Consider the following 20,275-nt stretch of genomic DNA (forward strand, 5'->3'; position numbering starts at 1 on the left):
GGTGCGTCCTTCCGCGGATCAGCGCTGCGCCAGCGTCGGGTTGTTGCGGGCGCCGAGGGCCACGCGCGTGCCGCCGGCCTTGGCGCTGACCTTGGTCGTGCGCGAGGCCGTGCTGCCCTTGCCGGACTTCTTGCCGGCGTTCGCGCCATTGGCGGCCACGCGCACCGGCGCGGCGTTCGGGCTGTAGACGACCAGCGTCTGGCCCGCCTTGAGCTGGGACTTGCTGCCGAGCTTGTTCCACTGCGCGAACTGGTCCACGCTCACGCGGTAGCGCGTGGCGAGGCTGGCCACGGTGTCCCCGCGGGCGGCCTTGAACTGCATGCGGCGCAGGGGCGGGGTGTCCGGCGTCAAGGCCATGCTCGCGTTCTCGGCGAGATGCTCGGAGACGTCCTGGTCCCGATGCGCCGTGCGCGGCACCAGCAGCGTCGAGCCCTGCTTCACGAGCATGCGCGGCGGGATGGTGTTGACCTCGCGCAGCTGGCCCTCATTCATGCCGACCTGCCTGGCGGCATCGGCCGGGCTCATGGTCTTGGGCACGACCCAGGCCGTCCAGGTGGCCAGCGGGCCTTCATGAGCCGCCAGGCTGGCCACGAAGGCGCCGGCGTTGTCGTAGGGCAGCAGGATCTGCGGCGTGCTGGCCGCCAGGATCACCGGCTTGTTCATCTGCGGGTTGAAGGCCTTGAAGGCGTCGACGTCCATGCCGGCCAGGCGCGCAGCCACCTCGACGTCCATGTCGCGGTCGATGCGGACCGTCAGGAAGTAGGGGTGGTTCGCGACGTCGGGCAGGGCGAGGCCGAAGGCCTCGGGGCGCAGCACGATGTTCTTCACGGCCTGCAGCTTGGGCAGGTAGTAGCGGGTCTCGTCGGGGATGCGCAGGCTGTCGTAGTCGATGGGCAGGCCGGCGGCGAGGTTGCGCTTGACGGCCTTCTGCACATTGCCCGGGCCCCAGTTGTAGGCAGCCAGGGCGAGCTGCCAGTCGCCGTCGAACATCTTGTTGAGGCGGCCGAGGTAGTCCAGGGCGGCGCGCGTGGAAGCCAGCACGTCACGACGGTCGTCGCGGAAGATGTTCTGCTTGAGGGCGAAGTCCCGGCCCGTGGCGGGCATGAACTGCCACATGCCCACGGCCTTGGCGGTGGACTGGGCATCGGTGCGGAAGGCGCTCTCGACAAAGGGCAGCAGCGCCAGCTCGGTGGGCATGCCGCGCTTCTCGACCTCTTCGACCACGTGGTAGAGGTAGCGGCTGCCACGCTCGGTCATGCGCTGAACGTAGTCCGGCCGCGCGGCGTACCAGGCCTCGGCCTTGCGCACGCCTTCGTTGCTCAGCTCGGGCATCGCGAAGCCCTTGCGCACGCGGGCCCAGAGGTCGGCGCGGGCATTGGCATCCGCCAGGTCGATCTTCTCGCCCGGGTTCAGGGTGTCCTCGAGCAGGCCGTAGTCCAGGGCCGCGGGCGCATGCTGCACCAGCGGGGGCATCTCCAGCGCGGCGCCGCCCTGTGCGCTGCCGGCCGCCGGGGGCTGGCCGTCGAGCGCGCCGTCCGTCGTCCGGGGGGCATGGGCGCAGGCGCCGAGCAGCAGCAGGGTGCAGACGCCGATCAGGCCGCGCGAGGGCAGGGAGCGGGGCAGGGCGGGCAGTTTCTTCATCTGAATTCGTTCTTCCACAGGCGCAGGGCACTGAAGACGGCCAGCGGCTCGTCGAGGTCGCAGGGCTCGGGGGCAAGCCGGGCGCGGACCGCAGACTTCACGGCGGGCTCCCGGCAACGCAGGAATGGATTGATCGACAGCTCGGTTGCCAACCGGGCCGGCAGGGTCGGGTCTTGCGCCTCGCGCCGGGCCTGGCACCAGGCCTCGTGGCGGACCACGGCCTCGTTGGCGGGCTCAATGGTCCTCGCAAATCGCAGATTCGACAAGGTGTACTCGTGGGCGCAGCAGATCCGCGTCTGATCCGGCAGGGCTGCCAGGCGCTCGAGCGAGGCGTGGAGCTGGGCCAGGCTTCCATCGAAGACCCGCCCGCATCCGGCGGAAAAGAGCGTATCACCGCAGAACAGCAGCGGCGCCTCGCCGGGCTGTTTCAGCAGGTAACTCACGTGGTCAGCCGTGTGGCCCGGCGTCTCGATCACCTCGACGGCCTGCCCGAGCAGCGGCAAGACCTGGCCCTCGTGCACGCGGGTGCAGGGCTGGGGGTTGAGCGGGTGGGGCGGCGCGAAGACCGGGCCCTCGAGCACGGCGCGCAGGGCGTCCACGCCGCCGATGTGATCGCCGTGATGGTGCGTCACTAGAATGGCGGCGAGCCGCAGTCCCCGGGCCTGCAGCGCATCCAGCACCGGCGCGGCCTCGCCCGGATCCACCACCAGGGCTTGAACACCATCGTGCAGCATCCAGATGTAGTTGTCCGTGAAGGCCGGCAGGGCGACCAGCTCGAGGGCTGCGGGCATGGGGGGGTGCGGGTGTGAGCAGTCGGGAAGCGCAGATTGTAGAGTTGGCCCGCTGGCTGCAGACACCGCCGGGACGCTACCTCCTGGACTGGGAGCAGCGGCAGGTGGACGAGGCCGTCGTCGACCTCTTCGGCTTCAACGCGCTCCAGCTGGGCCTGCCCGAGCTGCAGGGGCTGCGGGCGAACCGCATGCGCCATCGCTGGCTCGCCCTGGACAGCGTCGAGCAGTTCGTCCTGCCGGCGCCGGCCCCCGACGACGAATCGCCGCCCGGGCATGACCCGGCACCGCAGGGCCGCTTCAGCCAGTTCGACAGCAGCAGCCTGCTCGTGGAGGCCGGCCCCACGCTGCGCTGCGCCTTTGATGCCTTGCCTTTCGAGTCCAACAGCCTGGACCTCATCGTGCTGCCCCACGCCCTGGAACTGGCGGACGATCCGCACCAGACGCTGCGCGAGGTCGAGCGCGTGCTGCGGCCGGAGGGGCGGCTGGTGATCCTCGGCCTCAATCCCGCCAGCCTCTGGGGTCTGAGGCAGAATCTGGGCCGTCTGCGGCGCCATGTCTGGCCCGGCAGTCCGGACGGCCTGTTCCTGCCGCGTGCCGGCGAGTTCATCGGCTACTGGCGTCTGCGGGACTGGCTGCGCCTGCTCAACTTCGAAGTCGAGCGCGCCCAGTTCGGCTGCTACCGTCCCCCCCTGCGCACCGAGCCCTGGCTCAAGCGCTGGCAGTGGATGGAGGAGGCCGGCATGCGCTGGTGGACGGTGTTCGGCGCCGTCTACTTCATGGTGGCCGTCAAGCGCGTGCACGGCATGCGCCTGGTGGGCCTGGCCCGCCACAAGAAACTCGCCGCCAAGGCCGCGCCGGCCGTGGCCATGCATCCCCATCCCCGCGATATCCAATCCCCTGATCCATGAGCGACACCGACAAGAAGCCTGCCCCTGCCATCGCCAAGCCCGAGGTGCTGATCTACACCGATGGCGCCTGCAAGGGCAATCCCGGCCCGGGCGGCTGGGGCGCCTGGCTGCGCTCCGGCGGGCACGAGAAGGAGCTGTTCGGCGGCGAGCTGGGCACGACCAACAACCGCATGGAGCTCACCGCCGTGATCGAGGCGCTGGCCTCGCTCAAGCGCAGTTGCAAGATCGTGCTCTACACCGACAGCGAGTACGTTCGCAAGGGCATGACGGAGTGGATCCAGGGCTGGCAGCGCCGCGGCTGGAAGACGGCCGACGGCAAGCCGGTCAAGAACGTGGAGCTGTGGCAGCGCCTCGACGCCCTGCGCAAGCTGCACGAGGTGGACTGGCGCTGGGTGAAGGGCCATGCCGGCGACCCGGGCAACGAGCGCGCGGATGCGCTCGCCAACAAGGGCGTCGCGGAGGCCGGACGCCGCTGAGGCGCGTCCGCCGCGGGTCCGGCAGCACGGCCGACCGCCGTTCATGCCGCCCCCTGCGTGCCCTGGCGCATTTCAAGGGACATGTCAGCACTGCGTGGGCCAGCCGCCGCTACATTGCGCGTTCTCTCCAGGATGTCGCGCATGAAGAAGAGCTTGCACAAGGGTTTGGTGGTGGTGGGCCTGCTGGCCGCGGTGGGCGTGGCCTACGTCTGGCAGCGGCCAGGCGCCGCGCTCGGGACCGGCGCCACGGCTGAGAAGCCCGCCGCCGGCAAGGGCGGCGCCCCCGGCAAGGAGGCCAAGGACGCCCGGCCGGCCGGCCCGGTGCCCGTCGAGGCCCGCCAGGTGCAGCTGCGCACCCTCAGCGACGACGCCCAGGCCGTCGGCAGCGTGCGCGCGCACCAGTCCGTGGTGCTCAAGCCGGAGTCCGCCGGCCGCATCGTCAAGCTGGGCTTCCAGGACGGCCAGCGCGTGCGCCGGGGTCAGGTCTTGATCCAGCTGGACGACAGCCTGCAGGCGGCCCAGCTGCAGCAGGCCGAGGCCCAGTCCCACATCGCCCGTACCCAGCTGCAGCGCAACAAGGAGCTGCTGGCCCAGGGCTTCGTCACCGCCAGCGCGCTGGACCAGGCCCAGGCCACGCTGGATGTGGCCGAGGCGCAGGTCGCCCTGGCCAAGGCCCAGCTGCAGCGCATGCGCGTGGTCGCGCCTTTCGACGGCGTGGCGGGCATCCGCTCGGTGAGCCTCGGCGACTACGTGAAGGACGGCGCCGAGCTCGTCTCGCTGGAGGACAGCTCCAAGGTCTGGGTCGATTTCCGCCTGCCCGAGCGCGACGCCCCCCGGGTGCGCCCGGGCCAGATGCTGCACCTGAGCCTCGACGCGCTGCCGGGCCGCCAGTTCGACGCCCGCGTGCAGGCGCTGGATGCCCAGCTTGACGCCGCCGGCCGCTCGCTGCTCGTGCGCGCCCAGGTGCTCCAGCCGGGGCCGGAGCTGCGCTCGGGCCTCTTCGCCCGTGTGCGCCTGAGCCTCGGCGAACGCGCGCAGGCCGTGGTCGTTCCCGAGGAGGCGCTCGTGCCGCAGGGCGGCAAGCAGTACCTCATCAAGCTCGTGCCCGGGCCCGATGGCCAGGGTCAGGTCGCCCAGCGCCTGGAAGCCAGCCTGGGCCTGCGCGTGCCCGGCCTGGTGGAGATCACCGAGGGCCTCAAGGCGGGCGACTGGGTCGTGACGGCCGGCCAGGCCAAGCTGATGCGAGGGGACGGCCAGCTCGTCAAGCGCGTGGACGTCGATCAGCAGGGCGCGAAGCCCGCGGCCGGCGCCTCGGCCCCCGCACGCGCCGCCAGCCGCTGAGCCGGCAGACCGAGGAGTTCCCATGCGTCTGTCCGAGATTTCCATCCGCCGCCCGGTCTTCGCGACCGTCATGTCCCTGCTGCTCCTGCTGCTGGGGCTGGTGTCCTTCTCCAAGCTCTCGCTGCGCGAGTACCCGCGCATCGACGAGCCGGTGGTGACGGTCAACACCCGGCTCACCGGCGCCTCGTCCGAGGTGATCGAGAGCCAGGTGACCAAGCCGCTGGAGGACTCCATCGCCGGCATCGAGGGCGTGGACACGGTCACCTCGATCTCGCGCTCCGAGCAGAGCCAGATCACGGTGCGCTTCAAGCTCGAGAAGAACCCCGACAACGCCGCCGCGGATGTGCGCGACCGCGTGGCCCGCGTGCGCGGCCGCCTGCCCACGGCGGTGGACGAGCCGGTGATCGCCAAGGTCGAGGCCGACGCCCAGCCCACGCTGCGCATGGCCTTCACCAGCGAGACCATGGACCCGCTGGAGGTCACGGACCTCGTCAACCGCGTCGTCAAGCCGCGCCTGCAGACCATCCCGGGCGTGGCTGATGTCGAGATCGGCGGCGACCGCCGCTATGCCATGCGCATCTGGCTGGACGCCGACCGCCTGGCCGCCTTCCGCCTGAGCGTGCAGGACGTCGAGGACGCGCTGCGCAAGCAGAACCTCGAGGTGCCCGCGGGCCGCGTGGAAAGCCAGCAGCGCGAGTTCAACGTCACCGCGCGCACCGACCTCAACACCGTCGCCCAGTTCCGCGACATCGCGCTGCGCCAGTTCAATGGCTACACGGTGAAGCTGTCCGACGTGGCCCGCGTGGAGGAGGCCGCCGCGAGCGAGCGCTCGCGCGTGCGGCTGAACGGCATCCCCTCGGTCTCGCTGGGCGTGATCAAGCAGGCCACCGCGAACCCGCTGGAGGTCTCGGAAGCCGTGACGGCGATGATGCCGCGCCTGCAGCAAGACCTGCCCCCCGGCATCACCGTGCGGCCGGCCAGCGACAACGCCATCTTCATCGACCGCTCCATCAAGTCGGTCTACCACACCATCGCCGAGGCCGTGGTGCTGGTGGCCCTGGTCGTGTTCCTCTTCCTGCGCACGGTGCGGGCCTCCATCATTCCGCTGGTGACGATCCCGGTGAGCCTGATCGGCTCCTTCGCGCTGATGGCCGCCGCCGGCTTCACCGTCAACACCATGACGCTGCTGGCGCTGGTGCTGGCCATCGGCCTCGTCGTGGACGATGCCATCGTCGTGCTGGAGAACATCTTCCGCCACATCGAGGACGGCCTGCCCCCGTTCCAGGCCGCGCTGCGCGGCGCGCGCGAGATCGGCTTCGCGGTGGTGGCCATGACGCTCACGCTGGCCGCCGTCTTCGCGCCGCTGGCCTTCACGCCGGGCCGCACGGGCCGGCTGTTCGTGGAGTTCGCGCTGACGCTGGCCGGCGCGGTGCTGGTCTCGGGCTTCGTGGCGCTCACGCTCACGCCCATGATGTGCTCCAAGCTGCTGCGCCACGTCGAGAAGCCCACACGCTTCGATGCCGGCATGGAGCGCGTGCTGGTGTGGGTCAGCGACCGCTATGCCGCCACGCTGCGCTTCGCCCTCGGCCAGCGCTGGCTGGTGCTGCTGGTCATGGCCGCGGCGGCCGGCGGGAGCTGGTGGCTCTTCGCCCACGCCAAGAGCGAGCTGGCGCCCATGGAGGACCGCGGCGTCGTGGTGATGCCCATCACGGCTCCCGACGGCGCCACCCTGGAGTTCACCGCCCGCTACCTCGATGCCGTCGAGCGCATCGCCTCGCAGTACCCCGAGTTCGAACGCCGCTTCTTCTTCGCAGGCGGCTCGACCGTCTCCCAGGGCATGTCCATCCTTCGCACGGTCGACTGGGACGAGCGCAAGCGCAGCACGCAGGACCTGGCCCGCGCGCTCATCCCGCAGGTGAGCCAGCTGCCCGGCGTCAACGCCTTCCCCATCACGCCGCCGAGCCTGGGGCAGGGCTTCAACTCGCGGCCGATCAGCTATGTGGTCGTCAGCGGCGACAGCTACGAGAACCTCAACAAGGTCGTGCAGCAGTTCCAGGCCGAGATGGCGAAGAACCCCGGCTTCGTGCAGGTGGACAACGACCTGCGCCTGAACAAGCCCGAGATCTTCATGGAGGTGGACCGTGAGCGCGCGGCCGACCTCGGCGTGCAGGTGGAGCAGGTCGCCCGCACGGTCGAGACCATGCTGGGCAGCCGCGTGGTGACCCGCTACAAGCGCGATGCCGAGCAGTACGACGTGCTCGTGCAGACCGAGGCCCAGGCGCGCAGCACGCCCCAGCAGATCGAGCGGCTCTACGTGCGCAGCCGCACGGACGCGCTGGTGCCGCTGTCAGCGGTGGTCAAGGTGCGCGAGGCCGTGAGCCCCAAGGAGCTGAACCACTTCAACCAGCGCCGTGCCGTGACCATCACCGCCGGCCTGGCGCCTGGCTACGCGCTGGGCGAGGCGCTGCAGGACATGGACCGCATCGCCGAGCGCGTGCTGCCCCTGGGCTACGCGACCGAGCTCAACGGCGTGTCGCGCGAGTACAAGGCCTCCAGCGGCGCGCTGGGCCTCGTGTTCGTGCTGGCGCTGCTGTTCATCTTCCTGGTGCTGTCGGCGCAGTTCGAGAGCTTTGTCGACCCCTTCATCATCATGCTGTCGGTGCCGCTGTCCATGGTGGGCGCGCTGGCGGCGCTGCAGTGGAGCGGCGGCACGCTGAACGTCTATTCGCAGATCGGGCTCATCACGCTGGTGGGGCTGATCACCAAGCACGGCATCCTGATCGTGGAGTTCAGCAACCAGCTGCGCCAGCAGGGACGGGACACGCTCTCGGCGGTGGTCGAGGCCTCGGCCCTGCGCCTGCGCCCGATCCTGATGACGACCGGTGCCATGGTGCTGGGCGCCTTGCCGCTGGCCCTGGCCACCGGCGCGGGCGCCGAGAGCCGCCAGCAGATCGGCTGGGTGATCGTGGGCGGCATGAGCCTGGGCACGCTGCTGACCATCTTCGTGGTGCCCACGATGTACCTGATGCTGGCTCGCCGCGGCGTGCCCGGCGAGATCGCCACACCGGCGATGGACTACTGAGCGGCGGGCGGGCTGCGATACGCGCGCAGCCCGGCCAGGTCCCGCACGCGGATGCCGCGGCGGCTGACTTCGATCAGCCCGGCGCGCTCGAGCACCTGCAGCCCGATGTTCGTTCGCTGGCGGGAGACGCCGGCCAGCTGCCCCAGCTCGGCCTGGCTCAGGTGGAGCAGGGGGCCGGGGTCCGGGTAGACCTCCGGCTGGTAGAGCCCCGCCAGGGCCTGGGCGATGCGCGCCGTGGAGTCGAGCAGGCGGTCCACGCAGAGCTTGGCGATGAAGCCGCCCATGCGCGCGCCCATCAGCAGCTGGAGGTAGTGGTTGAAGGGCAGGCTGGTCTGGCGCAGGTGCTCGAAGCAGTCGATGGGCATCAGCGCGACCTGGCAGTCGGTCAGCGCGCGGCCGTCGTATTGCCAGTGCCCGCGCTTGATCAGCGTGCCCTCGCCGAACCAGCCGCCTGCCGCCAGGCTGGTCAGACTGGTCTCCTTGCCATCCGGCATGCTGACGCTCATGCAGGCCACGCCGCTGACCAGGCCGATCCAGTGAAGGGCAGGCTCGCCGGCCTGCACGATCGCCTGCCCCGCGCCCACGGGCCGCTCGTGGCATTGCGCGACGACGGCCTCCAGCTCGGCAGCGCCCAGGGCGCGGCCCCAGACGGACTTTCTCAACATCTCAGCCAGGCTCATGCCAACTCCCGCCCCAACTTCCTGTGCGACTGCCGGCGATTCTAGGGAGACTGCGCTGTCGCAAGGCCGGCGCCTCGCCTGCCCCTAGAATCCGCGCAACACGGGACGCCCATCAGCGGGCGCCGATTTGGGGCGACGAGGCCCAGGGGATGAGCGAATGAGCATCAAGAGCGACAAGTGGATCCGCCGCATGGCCGAGCAGCACGGCATGATCGAGCCCTACGAGCCGGGCCAGGTCCGTGAGGCAGAGGGCCGCAAGATCGTCAGCTACGGCACCTCCAGCTATGGCTACGACATCCGCTGCGCGCCCGAGTTCAAGATCTTCACCAATGTGCACAGCACCGTGGTCGACCCCAAGAACTTCGACGAGAAGAGCTTCGTGGACTTCCAGGGCGACGTCTGCATCATCCCGCCCAACAGCTTCGCGCTGGCCCGCACGGTCGAGTACTTCCGCATCCCGCGCAACGTCCTGACGATCTGCCTGGGCAAGAGCACCTATGCGCGCTGCGGCATCATCGTCAACGTCACGCCCTTCGAGCCCGAGTGGGAAGGCTACGTGACGCTCGAGTTCTCCAACACCACGCCGCTGCCCGCCAAGATCTATGCGGGCGAGGGCTGCGCGCAGGTGCTGTTCTTCGAGAGCGACGAGGTCTGCGAGACCTCCTACCGCGACCGCGGTGGCAAGTACCAGGGCCAGGTGGGCGTCACGCTGCCCAAGGCCTGAGCGGCGTCTCCCTCGGCCGCGCGTGGCGGACCTTGAGCCGAAATAGCCGGGCAAGACCCGGCTTTTTCGCGCTCAAGTTTCGGCGTTGGCCGGCATCATGGGCCCAGGCAGTACCACACCCCCGAGGTCCCCCATGAGCTTTCCCCTGCACCTGGTTCCCAAGACGAGCACCGCGTCCGCCCCTGAACTGTTCGTGCAGGGCGGCCTGGACGACCTGCCGGAGCTGGGCCTCGGCCTGACCCTGAGCACCGGCATCGACATGGCCGAGCTGCAGGCCTTCAGCCGCCTGATGGAAGCGCAGGGCCTGCCCCTGCAGCCCACCCGCATGATCTACGACCGCCTGTATGCCTTCGACTGCCTGTCGCTGGCCCACGGCAGCGGCAACGACGCCCTGCAGCGCATGGCGCTGCACATCTTCGACGCCTACCAGGCCCGCGGCGAGTGGATCGGGCTCATGCACTGAGCCTCCCCTCTGTCCGTCCAACGAAGCCCTCTGCGCGAGGGCTTCGTCGTTTCCGGCGCCGCGGTCACAGGGCGGTCAGCCAGTCGCAGCGCAGCCGCCCGCTGCGATGCAGCCGCCGCCGCGCCAGCACATAGCAGCGGGGGCTCACCGAGGCCGCGAAGCACAGGGGCAGGGCGGCGAGCTGCCCGCACAGCAGCGTGCCCGGAATGCCCACCCAGCCCATCAGCCAGCAGGTGAGGACCAGGTTCCAGGCGAAGAGCTCGACGCCATGCGCGGCCGGATGCAGGATCAGCCAGCGCTTGATGCTGGCCAGCTGGCACAGGGTCATGGCGCACTCCGTCAGTTTCGTGTCAGCTCATTTATCGGCGATGCCGGCGTGCTTTTCCAGCCGCGCGGCGGCCTCGGCACGGCGATGTCCCCGATATCGGGCGGGGAAGGTGGCGGGAATGCGGCGAGGCGCACGCCTCCCCCCGGGGAATGACCCAATGCCGGATGACACATCTCGAGGGGAACGATTGCGTGTATGGTCGCGGCTTCGCTTTCAATTCATGCCCTACTCCATGAACGCAGTCACCCTGGCCCGCTTCACGCTGGCCCCCCTCGCACTGGCCGCCGGCCTGGCCCACGCCAACGAAGGCATGTGGATGCCCCAGCAGCTGCCGCAGATCGCCAAGGACCTGAAGGCCACCGGCCTGGCCATGGACCCGGCCAAGCTGAACAAGCTGACCGAATTCCCCATGGGCGCCGTGATCAGCCTGGGCGGCTGCACCGCCTCCTTCGTGTCGCCGCAGGGCCTGGTGGTCACCAACCACCACTGCGCCTACGGCAGCATCCAGTACAACTCCACGCCCCAGCGTGACCTCATCAAGAAGGGCTTCCTGGCCAGCTCCTTCGAGGAAGAGCTGCCGGCCGCGCCGGGCAGCCGCGTCTTCGTGACCGTGGACGTCAAGGACGTGAGCGCCGAGGTGCTCGACGCCAAGGTCCAGGCGCTCAAGGGCAAGGCCCGCACCGACGCCATCGAGTCCAAGCAGAAGTCGCTGATCGCCGCCTGCGAACAGGACAAGGGCCACCGCTGCACCGTGAGCGCCTTCTACGGCAGCCTCGTGTTCCAGCTGATCAAGCAGATGGAAATCCGCGACGTGCGCCTCGTGCACGCCCCGGCGGACATGGTCGGCCGCTTCGGTGGCGACACCGACAACTGGATCTGGCCCCGCCACACCGGCGACTACAGCTTCTACCGCGCCTACGTGGGCCCGGACGGCAAGCCGGCCGACTACAGCAAGGACAACAAGCCCTTCCAGCCCAAGCACTTCCTGAAGCTGGCCAGCACGCCGCTGAAGGAAGGCGATTTCGTGATGGTCACGGGCTACCCCGGCCGCACGAACCGCTACCGCCTGCCGAGCGAGGTGGACTTCACCTTCGGCTGGGAACGTCCGACCAGCATCAAGGCCTTCGGCGAGTACCTCGACCTCATCAAGCGTGAGACCGACGGCCGCCGCGACGGCGAGATCAAGATGGCCGGCACCGTGGCGGGCCTCGGCAATGCCTACAAGAACTGGCAGGGCCAGCAGGCCAGCTATGACGGCAGCGACATCCTCGCCCGCAAGTCCGCCGCCTATGCCGAGCTGAAGGCCTGGGTGAACGCCGATGCCAAGCGCCGCGAGCAGTTCGGTGCCAGCCTGGAAAGCGTCGACCGCCTGCTGGCCGAGCGTCAGACCGTGGCCAAGCGCGAAGCGCTGCTGGGCCTGAGCATGCCTGCGCTGCTGGGCACGGCCTCCGGCCTGTACGAGGGTGCCGTGCAGCGCAAGCTGCCGGATGCCGAACGCAAGCTGGGCTTCCAGGACCGCGACTCGCTGCGCCGCCGCCAGGGTCTCGAGGCCCTGGACCGCCGTTACGACGAACAGACCGACAAGGCCAAGACGGTCCACTTCCTGAGCCAGTACCTGGCCCTGCCGGCCGACCTGCTCAACCCGGCCGTCCTGAAGGGCCTGGGCGTTCAGGCCAACATGCCCGCGGACGCCCTGAAGGCCCGCGTGGATGCCCTGTACGCCGGCAGCAAGCTGGCTGACAAGGCCGAGCGCCTGGCCTGGTTCCAGCGCGATGCCGCCGAGTTCGAGAAGAGCGGTGACAGCTTCATCGCCGCGGCCGTGGCCCTGCATGCCGACTCCGAGGCGCGTGAGAACGCGGCCAAGGAACTGGGCGGCCACATCCAGCAGGCCTATGCCGACGTCATGAAGGCCCTGATCGCCTTCAAGGCCAGCAAGGGCCAGGCCGTCTACCCGGATGCCAACGGCACGCTGCGCGTGAGCTTCGGCAAGGTCGCCGGCCGCGAGGGCGCGGACGGCAGCACCTGGACGGCCTTCACCACGCTGCGTGGCATCCCTGCCAAGCACCAGGGCAAGGGCGACTTCGACGCCCCCGCCGAGCAGCTGGCCGCCATCAAGGCCGGTGAATTCGGCAAGTACGGCATGAAGTCTCTGAACTCGGTGCCGGTCAACTTCCTGGCCACGCTGGACACCACCGGCGGCAACTCCGGCTCGCCCGTGCTGAACAAGAACGCCGAGCTCGTGGGCCTGCTGTTCGACGGCACCCTGGACGCCGTGATCTCGGACTGGGACTTCAACGAGAAGACCACCCGCAGCATCTGCCTGGACGCTCGCTACATGCAGTGGCAGATGAAGTACGTCGACAAGGCCGATCGTCTCCTCAAGGAAATGAACGCGCTGTAATTCCACCCCCCCCTACCGGCTTCGCCGGCCCCCCCAGGGGGGCGAGCTTGAGGGCCCGGCGGAGCCGGATCCCCAAGCTCCGCTGGGGGACAAAACGGGACCTGCGATGGGTCCCGTTTTGTCTTTCGAGGCATGGGCGGCGGCGAGCATGGGGGCCCTGCAAAGCCCGCGCCGTCGGGTCAGCGAAGAAGCCCTCCTCGGAGGGCTTCGTGCTTTTGGGGCCGGTCAGGCCGCGGGCCACGTTTGAGGGCCTGGTTGAGCCGGATCCCCAAGCTCCGCTGGGGGACAGAACGGGACCTGCGATGGGTCCCGTTTTGTCTTTCGAGGCAGGGGCGGCGGCGAGCATGGGGCCCTGCAAAGCCCGCGCCGTCGAGTCAGCGAAGAAGCCCTCCTCGGAGGGCTTCGTGCTTTTGGGGCCCGGTCAGGCCGCGGGCCGCGTTTGAGGGCCCGGCGGAGCCGGATCCCCAAGCTCCGCTGGGGGAGAAAACGGGAGCTGCGTGGGGTCCCGTTTTGTCTTTCGAGGCATGCGCGGCGGCGAGCATGGGGCGCAGCAAGGCCCGCGTTGCCGGGTCAGTGAAGAAACCCTCCTCGGAGGGCTTCGTGCTGATTGGGCCCGGTCAGGCCGCGGGTCACTTCAGCAGGATGCTCTTGTCGACATCGGTGATCCGCGTGCGGCCGCAGAAGGCCATGCTGAGGTCCAGCTCCTTGTGGATGATCTCCAGCACCTTGGCGACGCCGGGGCGGCCCATGGCGCCCAGGCCGTAGAGGAAGGCGCGGCCGATGTAGCAGCCACGGGCGCCGAGGGCCCAGGCCTTGAGGACGTCCTGGCCGCTGCGGATGCCACCGTCCATGTGAACCTCGATCTCGGAGCCCACGGCCTCGACGATGGCGGGCAGGGCGCGGATGCTGGACTCGGCCCCGTCGAGCTGGCGGCCGCCGTGGTTGCTGACGATCAGTGCATCGGCGCCGCTCTGCACGGCCAGGCGCGCGTCCTCCACGTCCTGGATGCCCTTGAGGATGAGCTTGCCGCCCCAGCGCTCCTTGATCCAGGCCACGTCGTCCCAGGACAGCGCGGGATCGAACTGCTTGGCTGTCCAGTCGGACAGCGAGCCCATGTCGTCCACGCCCTTCACATGGCCCACGATATTGCCGAACTGGCGGCGCGGTGTGCCCAGCATGCCCAGGCACCAGCGCGGCTTGGTGGCCAGGTTGATCAGGTTGGCCAGCGTGGGCTTGGGCGGGGCGGACAGGCCGTTCTTGAGGTCCTTGTGCCGCTGGCCAAGGATCTGCAGGTCCAGCGTGAGCACGAGCGCGCTGCAGCGGGCGGCCTTGGCGCGGTCGATCAGGCTGGCGATGAAGCCGCGGTCCTTCATCACATAGAGCTGGAACCAGAAGGGGCTGCTCGTGTGGGCCGCCACGTCCTCGATGGAGCAGATGCTCATGGTCGAGAGCGTGAAGGGCACGCCAAAGGCTTCGGCGGCCTGGGCGGCGAGGATCTCGCCGTCGGCATGTTGCATGCCGGTCAGGCCGGTGGGGGCCAGCGCCACCGGCATGGCGACCTGCTGGCCCACCATCGTCGTGGCGGTGCTGCGGTGCTCCATGTTCACGGCCACGCGCTGGCGCAGCTTGAGCGCCTGGAAGTCGGACTCGTTGGCGCGGTAGGTGCTCTCCGTCCAGCTGCCCGAGTCTGCGTAGTCGTAGAACATGCGCGGCACGCGGCGCTGGGCCAGTTGTCGCAGGTCTTCGATGCAGGTGATGACGGGCATGGGGCCTCCGGAGAATTGCCGAACTCGTGGCACGGGATGCCGTGCCTAGGCGCGATCCTAGTGGCAGCTCGGCGGCCGCTGGCGGAATCCGGGGCCGAGCGTCGCGGAAGTGCTTTCCGAGCGTGCCGACCCGGCGGCGCCTCGGGGCAGACAGGCGGGGGCAGCAGCGGGTTCGGACGCGGGCTCGGACACGGGGTCAGGGGCTGGGCAGATCCCTGGGCCAGGGCCGGGGTTCTCTCCGGGCTTTCCCCCAGAATCAGGACCCGTGCCGCGCGTCCCGACGAAGACCGGGGGTGGGCCGCGAGCGGGGATCAGCCCGCTTTGAGGGCGGGGCCAAGCGCCCGGCACTGCGAGCGCAGCCAATCGGCAAGGGCCCGCAGCCCGGGGGAAGCCTGGGCCGGCAAGGGACGCAACGCATACGCCTGGGCCGCCGGTACTTCCAGCGTCCAGGGGCGCCGCAGCAGGCCTTGCTCCAGCAGACGCTGCGCCAGGGCCTGGCCGACCAGGGCCACCCCCTGACCGCATTCGGCCGCCTGCAGCACCAGGCCGAGGTCGATGAAGCGAGGGCCAGCGCCAGGTTCCTCCGCCGGCAGGCCGGCCGCATGGAACCAGGGCAGCCAGGACTGCAGCGGCGTGCGCAGCAGCGGCAGGCTCAGCAGGTCCTGCGGGCGGGGACTGGCGGGCAGCCGGGCGGCCAGCGCGGGCGAGAGCAGCGGCGTGACGACATCGCGCAGCAGCAGCTCGGCGTCCGGTGGCTGCGGGGCGTGGTAGACCTGCAGCTCGGCGTCCGGCGCGCCCTCGTTGAGATAGGGCACGCTCAGCACGAGTTCCAGCTCCAGGTGCGGATGTGCGGCACTGAAGGCGGGCAGCGCGGGCACGAGGATCTGCCGGGCGAATGTGGGCGGGGCGCACAGGCGCAGGCGCTCGCGGCGCTGCTGCTCGCGGCGGTGCTGGGGCGCCGCGGCCAGCAGGTCGAGCGCCGCGCGCACCTGCTCGAGGTACTCACGCCCCGCTGCCGTCAGGCTCCATTGCCCGCCCTGGCGCTGGAACAGGGCCAGGCCCAGCAGCTCCTCCAGGGCGCCGATGCGCTTGCCCACGGCGCTGGCGCTGATGTGCAGCGCCTCGGCCGCCGGTTCGAGCAGGCCCAGCGCAGCCACGGCCTGGAAGGCGCGCAGCCCGTCGATGGACGGCAGGCGCAGGTCCGGTGCCAGCGACGGGGCGTGCGAAGATCGATTCATGGACAAGGCTTTCAACAATGACGCCAACGCTGCCGCCGGCGATGAGGCAATGGCGCCGCGGCCGCTGTGGCGCCGCCTGCTGTGGGGCATGGCGGGGCTGTTGAGCCTCGGCCTGGGCATTCTCGGCATTTTCCTGCCCCTGCTGCCCACCACGCCCTTCGTGCTGCTGGCGGCGTTCTGCTTCTCGCGCAGCAGCCGGCGGTGCGAGGCCTGGCTGCTGGGGCATCCGCGCTTCGGCCCGATGATCCACGACTGGCGTACCCACCGCGCCGTCCCCTGGCGGGCCAAGCAGCTGGCCTGGGTGATGATGAGCCTCGGCTCGGCCGTGGCCGCCTGGCGTCTCCCGCTGGCGTGGTGCTGGGTGCCGGCCGCCTGCTGTCTGGCCGTGGGCCTGTGGATGTGGCGCCTGCCGACCCGCGAGCGCCTTGGCGCTGGGGACTGAGCCCCCACCCGGTGCCGACACGCGCTCGATGATCCCGGGCGGCACGCCGATCGCGGCTTGGCTGCACGGCGCGCCACGAAGGGCCTGCATCTCCCGCGGCGGCGCGCCTCATGGGCACCCGCGAGGCATGGGCCAGGGCTTTCAGGCGCCGGGCTCCGTCGCGTCGTGGCGTGCGGCGGCCGCGGCGCCCTGCAGCGGCAGCTCGATCCGCAGCGCGAAGCCGCGCTCCGGCCGCAGTAGCGTCGCCTGCCCGCCCAGGCGCTTCGCGAGATGGGCCACGATGTACATGCCGAGCCCCGACCCGCCCTGGCCCCGGCGCGTGGTGAAGAAGGGCTCGAAGACGTGCGCCCGCACGGCCTCGCTCAGGCCGACGCCGTCGTCGGCGTAGTCCAGGCGCAGCAGCGGGCCGCAGCAGCGGGCTTCCAGCCGCAGCTGGCCGCCCTCGCCCTTGGGGAAGGCGTGGGTGAGGCTGTTCATGATGAGGTTGGAGAGGATCTGGCTCAGCAGGCCGGGCACGGTCTCGATCTGCAGGCCGTCCTCCACCTCGAGCCGGCACTCGACCCGCGCCCGGCGCAGGGCCGGGCTGTGCACGGTGACCACGCTCTGCAGGTAGTCCTTCAGCGCCAGGCGCTGCGGGGCCTCGGCGTTCTGGTCGACGGCGATGCGCTTGAAGTCGCCCATGAGCGTGGCAGCGCGCTGCAGATTGCGGTCCACGAGGTCCGCGGCATTGGCCAGCTGCTGGGCCAGCCCCTGCAGCTCGGCCCGGGTGAGCTTCTCGGTGCCGTCCGCGACGCGGGTGAGGCGGCGCGCGTGGTCGGCGACGCCGGACGCCGCGGTGATGGCGACGCCGATGGGGGTGTTCACGTCATGGGCGATGCTGGCCACCATGCGGCCGAGCGAGGCGAACTTCTCCTGCTCGAGCTCCTGGCGCGCGGCCTTGGCACGGCTCAGGTCCAGCGACAGCATCAGCCGCTCGCAGATCTTGGCCAGATGGCTCGCGCTGAGGAGGTCGTCGCGCGTCCAGGCGCGCTCGGTGCCGGCGCGCTGCAGCCACAGGATGCCGCGCAGCTGCTGCTGCAGGCGCAGCGGCACCTCGATGCGCCCGCCCTGGGCCTGCGCCGAGGGCAGGGCGGCCAGCGCGCTGGCGTGGGGGTGCAGGCGCATGTCGCGGATGACCAGCGGCTCGTGAGACTCGTCCAGCAGCGTCAGGTAGGCGCCGCACTGGGCCGGGCTGAGGCCCGCGTCGTCCGGCTTGCCCGCCTGCGCGATGCTGGCGAAGTGCTGCTGCCCGTTCTCGTCCCACCAGACGGTCCAGTGGTCCAGCCCCAGGATGGCCAGCACCTGCTCCCGCATCTGCAGCAGGGCCAGCCGCAGGTCCTCGGGCGTCTCGATGTTGAAGTGCTGGCTGGAGAGGCTCAGCATCCGTTCCTCGGGCCCTTGCCGCAGGTGGTCGAAGCGCACCAGCGCACTGAGGCGCTCGGGCAGGCTCAGCTGGTAGAGCTCGGCCTCCAGCGCCTGATGCTGCCAGAGCTGGTCCAGCGCGTCGGACAGCCGTCCGGCCCGCTGGTAGAGCTGGGCCAGGGCCTTGTGGGCGCTGCTCTGCTGCCGTCTCGCGCCGAGGCTGCGGGCCAGCCCGAGGGCCTGCTCGCCGCTGCGGATGGCGTGCTCCCAGTCCTCACCCTCCATGGCCAGCTCGGTGAGGGTGGCGCTGACCATGGTCTCCAGCCACACGTAGCCGCAGCGGCGCGCCGCCTGCTGGGCTTGCTCGCACAGCGCGCGGGCCTCGTCGTCCTCGCCAGCCGCCTGGGCGCAGCGGGCCAGATGCCACAGACTCTCGGCGACGTAATCCCGATGCCCGATGCTCCGGGCCCACGCCTGGCCCTGCTCGAAGCTGGCGCGAGCCGCTGCGTAGTCGCCGCGATTGAACTGCGCCACGCCGAGATTCAGCAGGAGCTTGGCCTGCAGGTAGCGGGCCGCGAGCCGGGAGGCGCCGCTGCGCAGCTGGTTCTGCGCATCCAGGAGCAGGTGCTGGCCCGTCTGCCAGTCGCCGAGCGCGAAGTGCAGCTGGGCCAGGCCGATGCAAGGGGCGACGCCCTCCAGGCTGCCCGGCTGCAGCGCGGCGAGGTCCAGGGCCTCCGACCAGTAGGCGCTGGCCTGCTGGTACTCGGCCGCCTGGTAGCTGAGCCGCCCGAGCGCCTCGTTCAGCCGCGTCACCTGGCGGATCAGCCCCTCGGCCTGCGCCTGGGCCAGCGCCTGCTGCAGCGCCGGTCGCAGCAGGGCGCCGCTGCCCAGGCGCTCACGGGCGAAGAACAGGCCCTGCAGCAGCTGCAGGCGCCGCAGCGTGGGCAGGCCCTCGCCGCGGGCGAGGGCGTGGTCGTAGCAGGGGATGCTCAGGCGCGGATGGCGCATGCCAGCGCTGGCGAGGCGGTGCATCAGCGCCGCGGCCTGGGCGTCGTCGCAGACCAGCGGGCGGCTGGCGGCGGGGGGAAGGGGCGAGGCGGGGGACTGCTGCATGCCGATCCTTGCTGCTCCGGGTCGCCCTGCCGCTGGCAGCCGGGGCGATCGGGGTCCAGCCGGCAGGATAGCGAGCCGCCGCGGCCGCGACCAGCCGGCAAGCCCGGGGGGTCAGAACAGCGACAGGTTCTCCGGCTTCGCTTGACTCGGGCGTGGATTCCTGGCCGGGGGCGGCAGGGCGTCGCCGGGCCGGCTCAGCGAGGCCATGCGCACGCCCAGCAGGCGCAGGCGCTGGCTCAGGTCCACGCGCTTGAGGCACTGGCCGGCCGCCTGGCGGATGGCGGCGGCGTCCTGGATGGGCAGCGGCAGGGTCTGGTCGCGCGTGACGGTGCGGAAGCCCTCGAAGCGCAGCTTGATGCCGACGGTGCGGCCGAGATAGCCCTTGCGCTGGAGGTCGGCGGCGAGCTGCTCGCACAGCTGCGTGAAGATGCGGCCCAGTTGCTCGCGGTCATGGCGGGCGTGCAGGTCGCGCTCGAAGGTGGTCTCGCGGCTGATGGACACCGGCTCGCTGTGCGTCACCACGGGCCGCTCGTCGCGCCCGTGCGCGGCCTCGTGGAGCCAGGCGCCGTAGCTGCGCCCGAATCGCTCCAGCAGCAGCGCGGGGGCCGCCGCCGCGAGCTGCGCGATGGTTTCGATGCCCAGCGTCTCCAGCTTGGCCGCCGCCTTGGGGCCGATGCCGTTGACGCGCCGCACCGGCAGCGGCCAGATGCGGTCGGGGAGGTCTTCCATCGTCAGCACGGTCAGGCCGTCGGGCTTGTCGAGGTCGGACGCGATCTTGGACAGCAGCTTGTTCGGCGTGATGCCGATGGAGCAGCTCAGCCCGGTGGCCCGCGTGACGCTGTTCTTGATCTCGCGGGCGACGGCGCGCACGCCGCCGAGCGGGTCGTGCCCCACGGCCTCGTGCACGCCCGGCACGGCGCTCAGGTCGATGTAGATCTCATCGATGCCGCGGTCCTCGATCACGGGGGCGATCTGGGCCACGGCGGCCTTGAAGACGCGCGAGTAGTGGCGGTAGGCGTCGAAGTCGGTCGGCAGCAGGATGGCGTCGGGCGCCAGCAGGCCGGCCTTCATCAGCCCCATGCCCGAGTGCACGCCCAGCGCGCGGGCAGCGTAGGTGGAGGTGGTGATGACGCCACGGCCGGTGTAGTCCCGCAGCCGGGCGTACTCGCGACTGCCGTCCTCCCGTGTGCGCGGCGCGTGCATGCGGCGCCCGCCGATCACCACCGGCTGGCCCTTGAGCTCCGGGTAGCGCAGCAGCTCCACGGACGCGTAGAACGCATCCATGTCGAGATGGGCGATCCAGCGCCGAGGGGGCGCGCTGGCGTCCGTGAGGCGCTCGGAGTCCTGCATGCACCGCATTGTCGCGCCCGGCGCTGACAGCGGGTGTCAGGAGCGGGCGTTATGCCACGACGTCCGCTGCGGAGGGCCTTCCGCGCGCGAACCGGGCCCCGGTCCGTGTCGGCTCTAGTGCCCGCTCAGT

16 protein-coding genes are annotated in these 20,275 nt (G+C 70.7%); 8 read left to right on the forward strand and 8 right to left on the reverse strand.

Annotation, left to right across the window (positions count from 1 at the left end; translation table 11 throughout):
• Positions 1 to 18: 18 nt before the first annotated feature.
• Entirely contained in the window at positions 19 to 1,641 is a 1,623-nt protein-coding gene (locus QRD43_RS10335) for a transglycosylase SLT domain-containing protein (protein WP_285982383.1), read from the reverse strand.
• Positions 1,638 to 2,432, reverse strand: a complete 795-nt coding sequence (gene gloB / locus QRD43_RS10340) for a hydroxyacylglutathione hydrolase (RefSeq protein WP_285982384.1) — start codon at positions 2,430 to 2,432, stop codon at positions 1,638 to 1,640. Before gloB ends, QRD43_RS10335 begins: the two co-directional genes overlap by 4 nt.
• 44 nt (positions 2,433 to 2,476) lie before the next feature.
• Between gloB and QRD43_RS10345 the strand changes: the two genes are divergently transcribed.
• The 4 genes from QRD43_RS10345 to QRD43_RS10360 all read left to right on the forward strand — a co-directional run bounded on the left by QRD43_RS10345 (position 2,477) and on the right by QRD43_RS10360 (position 8,239).
• The gene (locus tag QRD43_RS10345) at positions 2,477 to 3,340 is read left to right on the forward strand and encodes a class I SAM-dependent methyltransferase (RefSeq protein WP_285982385.1); all 864 of its coding nucleotides are present in this window, start codon (positions 2,477 to 2,479) and stop codon (positions 3,338 to 3,340) included.
• A complete protein-coding gene (gene rnhA, locus QRD43_RS10350) occupies positions 3,337 to 3,816 on the forward strand; it encodes a ribonuclease HI (protein WP_285982386.1) in 480 nt (159 codons plus the stop codon). The genes QRD43_RS10345 and rnhA overlap by 4 nt, the downstream gene beginning before the upstream one ends.
• A gap of 141 nt (positions 3,817 to 3,957) precedes the next feature.
• Positions 3,958 to 5,157, forward strand: coding sequence for an efflux RND transporter periplasmic adaptor subunit (locus QRD43_RS10355; RefSeq protein WP_285982387.1), 1,200 nt, complete (start codon positions 3,958 to 3,960; stop codon positions 5,155 to 5,157).
• Positions 5,158 to 5,179: 22 nt separating this feature from the next.
• Positions 5,180 to 8,239: an efflux RND transporter permease subunit gene (locus QRD43_RS10360; protein WP_285982388.1), complete on the forward strand. Its 3,060-nt coding sequence runs from the start codon at positions 5,180 to 5,182 to the stop codon at positions 8,237 to 8,239.
• On the opposite strand, the gene QRD43_RS10365 is transcribed toward QRD43_RS10360, so the two are convergent.
• Positions 8,233 to 8,904, reverse strand: a complete 672-nt coding sequence (locus tag QRD43_RS10365; RefSeq protein ID WP_285982389.1) for a Crp/Fnr family transcriptional regulator — start codon at positions 8,902 to 8,904, stop codon at positions 8,233 to 8,235. The genes QRD43_RS10360 and QRD43_RS10365 overlap by 7 nt on opposite strands.
• 172 nt (positions 8,905 to 9,076) lie before the next feature.
• Here QRD43_RS10365 and dcd point away from each other — a divergent pair, with 172 nt between their 5' ends.
• On the forward strand, positions 9,077 to 9,643 hold the full coding sequence (gene dcd / locus QRD43_RS10370) for a dCTP deaminase (protein ID WP_285982390.1): 567 nt from the start codon (positions 9,077 to 9,079) through the stop codon (positions 9,641 to 9,643).
• A 133-nt stretch (positions 9,644 to 9,776) separates the two neighbouring features.
• The gene (locus QRD43_RS10375) at positions 9,777 to 10,106 is read left to right on the forward strand and encodes a hypothetical protein (RefSeq protein ID WP_285982391.1); all 330 of its coding nucleotides are present in this window, start codon (positions 9,777 to 9,779) and stop codon (positions 10,104 to 10,106) included.
• Between the two features lie 64 nt (positions 10,107 to 10,170).
• On the opposite strand, the gene QRD43_RS10380 is transcribed toward QRD43_RS10375, so the two are convergent.
• Entirely contained in the window at positions 10,171 to 10,434 is a 264-nt protein-coding gene (locus tag QRD43_RS10380; RefSeq protein WP_285982392.1) for a hypothetical protein, read from the reverse strand.
• A 232-nt stretch (positions 10,435 to 10,666) separates the two neighbouring features.
• Between QRD43_RS10380 and QRD43_RS10385 the strand changes: the two genes are divergently transcribed.
• On the forward strand, positions 10,667 to 12,835 hold the full coding sequence (locus QRD43_RS10385) for a S46 family peptidase (protein ID WP_285982393.1): 2,169 nt from the start codon (positions 10,667 to 10,669) through the stop codon (positions 12,833 to 12,835).
• A gap of 629 nt (positions 12,836 to 13,464) precedes the next feature.
• Here QRD43_RS10385 and QRD43_RS10390 read toward each other — a convergent pair.
• Positions 13,465 to 14,601 (reverse strand): alpha-hydroxy acid oxidase, encoded by a 1,137-nt coding sequence (locus QRD43_RS10390; protein ID WP_285982394.1) that lies wholly within the window; start codon positions 14,599 to 14,601, stop codon positions 13,465 to 13,467.
• Positions 14,602 to 14,912: 311 nt separating this feature from the next.
• On the reverse strand, positions 14,913 to 15,839 hold the full coding sequence (locus QRD43_RS10395; protein ID WP_285982395.1) for a LysR family transcriptional regulator: 927 nt from the start codon (positions 15,837 to 15,839) through the stop codon (positions 14,913 to 14,915).
• On the opposite strand from QRD43_RS10395, the gene QRD43_RS10400 reads away from it, so the two are divergent.
• The gene (locus QRD43_RS10400; protein ID WP_434063850.1) at positions 15,838 to 16,281 is read left to right on the forward strand and encodes a YbaN family protein; all 444 of its coding nucleotides are present in this window, start codon (positions 15,838 to 15,840) and stop codon (positions 16,279 to 16,281) included. The two genes, QRD43_RS10395 and QRD43_RS10400, sit on opposite strands and share 2 nt — an antisense overlap.
• A gap of 141 nt (positions 16,282 to 16,422) precedes the next feature.
• Here QRD43_RS10400 and QRD43_RS10405 read toward each other — a convergent pair whose 3' ends face one another.
• Together QRD43_RS10405 and dinB are read right to left on the reverse strand one after the other, a co-directional pair.
• Positions 16,423 to 18,795, reverse strand: coding sequence for an ATP-binding protein (locus QRD43_RS10405; protein ID WP_285982396.1), 2,373 nt, complete (start codon positions 18,793 to 18,795; stop codon positions 16,423 to 16,425).
• A gap of 111 nt (positions 18,796 to 18,906) precedes the next feature.
• Positions 18,907 to 20,145 (reverse strand): DNA polymerase IV, encoded by a 1,239-nt coding sequence (gene dinB / locus QRD43_RS10410; RefSeq protein ID WP_285982397.1) that lies wholly within the window; start codon positions 20,143 to 20,145, stop codon positions 18,907 to 18,909.
• Positions 20,146 to 20,275: the final 130 nt, after the last annotated feature.

The organism is Roseateles subflavus, from assembly GCF_030285365.1.
Taxonomy (GTDB): domain Bacteria; phylum Pseudomonadota; class Gammaproteobacteria; order Burkholderiales; family Burkholderiaceae_C; genus Roseateles_B; species Roseateles_B subflavus.

Coding starts and splice junctions, on each gene's coding strand:
- QRD43_RS10335 (WP_285982383.1), bottom strand. CDS start 1,641: ATGAAGAAACTGCCCGCCCTGCCCCGCTCCCTGCCCTCGCGCGGCCTG.
- gloB (WP_285982384.1), bottom strand. CDS start 2,432: ATGCCCGCAGCCCTCGAGCTGGTCGCCCTGCCGGCCTTCACGGACAAC.
- rnhA (WP_285982386.1), top strand. CDS start 3,337: ATGAGCGACACCGACAAGAAGCCTGCCCCTGCCATCGCCAAGCCCGAG.
- QRD43_RS10355 (WP_285982387.1), top strand. CDS start 3,958: ATGAAGAAGAGCTTGCACAAGGGTTTGGTGGTGGTGGGCCTGCTGGCC.
- QRD43_RS10360 (WP_285982388.1), top strand. CDS start 5,180: ATGCGTCTGTCCGAGATTTCCATCCGCCGCCCGGTCTTCGCGACCGTC.
- QRD43_RS10365 (WP_285982389.1), bottom strand. CDS start 8,904: ATGTTGAGAAAGTCCGTCTGGGGCCGCGCCCTGGGCGCTGCCGAGCTG.
- dcd (WP_285982390.1), top strand. CDS start 9,077: ATGAGCATCAAGAGCGACAAGTGGATCCGCCGCATGGCCGAGCAGCAC.
- QRD43_RS10375 (WP_285982391.1), top strand. CDS start 9,777: ATGAGCTTTCCCCTGCACCTGGTTCCCAAGACGAGCACCGCGTCCGCC.
- QRD43_RS10380 (WP_285982392.1), bottom strand. CDS start 10,434: ATGACCCTGTGCCAGCTGGCCAGCATCAAGCGCTGGCTGATCCTGCAT.
- QRD43_RS10385 (WP_285982393.1), top strand. CDS start 10,667: ATGAACGCAGTCACCCTGGCCCGCTTCACGCTGGCCCCCCTCGCACTG.
- QRD43_RS10390 (WP_285982394.1), bottom strand. CDS start 14,601: ATGCCCGTCATCACCTGCATCGAAGACCTGCGACAACTGGCCCAGCGC.
- QRD43_RS10400 (WP_434063850.1), top strand. CDS start 15,838: ATGGACAAGGCTTTCAACAATGACGCCAACGCTGCCGCCGGCGATGAG.
- QRD43_RS10395 (WP_285982395.1), bottom strand. CDS start 15,839: ATGAATCGATCTTCGCACGCCCCGTCGCTGGCACCGGACCTGCGCCTG.
- QRD43_RS10405 (WP_285982396.1), bottom strand. CDS start 18,795: ATGCAGCAGTCCCCCGCCTCGCCCCTTCCCCCCGCCGCCAGCCGCCCG.
- dinB (WP_285982397.1), bottom strand. CDS start 20,145: ATGCAGGACTCCGAGCGCCTCACGGACGCCAGCGCGCCCCCTCGGCGC.